Here is a 1977-nt window from a genome sequence, read left to right on the forward strand (position 1 = left end):
GGGGAGGGGCCGGCGAGCCGCAATTCCTCGCGATTGGTCCAGACCTATTGACGGCCCTTGCCGCCCCTCCTACGATCCGGTCCGGCACAGCCTCGCACGTCCCCCCACCTCACCCGGAGCCGGGCGTCACGCCCCCACGCGTCGGTCATGTCCATGACGCTCGGCGGAAAAGGGAGCACAGCATGTTCCGTCGAAGGTCGCGTACTCCGCGCCCGTCAGGCGCTTTCGGCCCCTGCCCGGACCCCGGCCGCCTCGAAGGCGACCAGGCCGGGAACGAGCCGCTCCGAGCTCCTCGCCCGCAGCGGACGACCGTGGAGCGCGCATCGCAGGTGAACCGGACCGGTGGCGCCCAGCACGGACCGACCGCCCTGAGGCGCTCCCTCGCCGGGGTCTGCGCCGCCGCCGTCATCGGTGCCGGCATCGCCGTGGCCGGCACCGTCACGGCCGGGGCCGCCACCCCGAACCTGGTGGCCAACCCCGGCTTCGAGAACGGACTCGCCGACTGGACCTGCACCGGCGGCTCCAGTGCTGCCGTCGGCAGTCCGGTCCACTCGGGCGCCTCCGCGCTGCAGGCCACGCCGACCGGCCTGGACAACGCCCAGTGCACCCAGACCATCAGCGTGCAGCCCAACTCCCAGTACACGCTGAGCGCCTACGTCCAGGGCAGCTACGTCTACCTGGGCGCCACCGGCACCGGCATCAGCAGTACCGCGTCCACCTGGACGGCGAGCAGCCCGTCGTACGGCCGGCTCAGCGTCGGCTTCACCACCGGGGCGAACACCACCTCGGTGACCGTCTACCTGCACGGCTGGTACGGACAGCCCGCGTACTACGCGGACGACGTGACGCTCACCGGCCCCGGCGGCAGCAGCCCCACGCCGACCGCCACCCCGACGACGAGCGCTCCGCCCACCACGGCCCCGCCGACCACGACCGCCCCGCCCACCACCACGCCCCCGGGCGACACCTGCCCCACGAAGCCCAAGCCGTCGGGCAAGGTCCTGCAGGGGTACTGGGAGAACTGGGACGGCGCCCTGAACGGCGTCCACCCCGGCATGGGCTGGGTCCCCATCACGGACAGCCGGATCGCCGCGCACGGCTACAACGTCATCAACGCCGCCTTCCCGGTGATCCTCTCGGACGGCACCGTCCTGTGGCAGGACGGCATGGACAGCAACGTCAAGGTCTCGACCCCCGCCGAGATGTGCCAGGCCAAGGCGGCCGGGGCGACGATCCTGATGTCGATCGGCGGTGCCGCCGCCGGCATCGACCTGAGCTCCAGCACCGTCGCCGACCGGTTCGTGGCGACCGTCGTCCCGATCCTCAAGAAGTACAACTTCGACGGGATCGACATCGACATCGAGACCGGCCTGTCCGGAAGCGGCAACATCAGTACGCTGTCCGCCTCCCAGGCCAACCTGATGCGCATCATCGACGGCGTGCTGGCCCAGATGCCCGCGGGCTTCGGCCTGACGATGGCGCCCGAAACCGCGTACGTCACCGGCGGAAGCGTCAACTACGGATCGATCTGGGGCGCCTACCTGCCGATCGTCAAGAAGTACGCCGACAACGGGCAACTGTGGTGGCTGAACATGCAGTACTACAACGGCAGCATGTACGGCTGCTCCGGCGACTCCTACCAGGCCGGCACCGTACAGGGCTTCACCGCGCAGACCACCTGCCTGAACAACGGCCTGACCATCCAGGGCACCACCATCAAGGTGCCCTACGACAAGCAGGTGCCCGGTCTGCCGGCCCAGCCCGGCGCGGGCGGCGGCTACATGGACCCGGGCCTGGTCGGCCAGTCGTGGAACGCCTTCGGCGGTTCGCTGAAGGGGCTCATGACGTGGTCGGTCAACTGGGACGGCTCGAAGGGCTGGAGCTTCGGCGACAACGTCAGGCGCCTCCAGGGCCGTTGACGTCCCGCTGAGCCCCCGCTGACCTCCCGAACCCCGGTGCACCCTCGCGGTCCGGGGC

Annotated in this window: 1 protein-coding gene and 1 pseudogene; both read left to right on the top strand. The window is 70.7% G+C overall.

The annotated features are described in order from the left end of the window. Positions 1–182: 182 nt before the first annotated feature. Positions 183–800 (top strand): annotated as a pseudogene (locus ACFU7Y_RS43445) (carbohydrate binding domain-containing protein); the annotation flags it as partial. A gap of 42 nt (positions 801–842) precedes the next feature. Continuing rightward, positions 843–1919 (top strand): chitinase, encoded by a 1077-nt coding sequence (locus ACFU7Y_RS43450; RefSeq protein WP_374119946.1) that lies wholly within the window; start codon positions 843–845, stop codon positions 1917–1919. The last annotated feature ends 58 nt before the right edge of the window (positions 1920–1977 follow it).

It is taken from the genome of Kitasatospora sp. NPDC057542 (genome assembly GCF_042801945.1).
Classification (GTDB): Bacteria; Actinomycetota; Actinomycetes; order Streptomycetales; family Streptomycetaceae; genus Kitasatospora.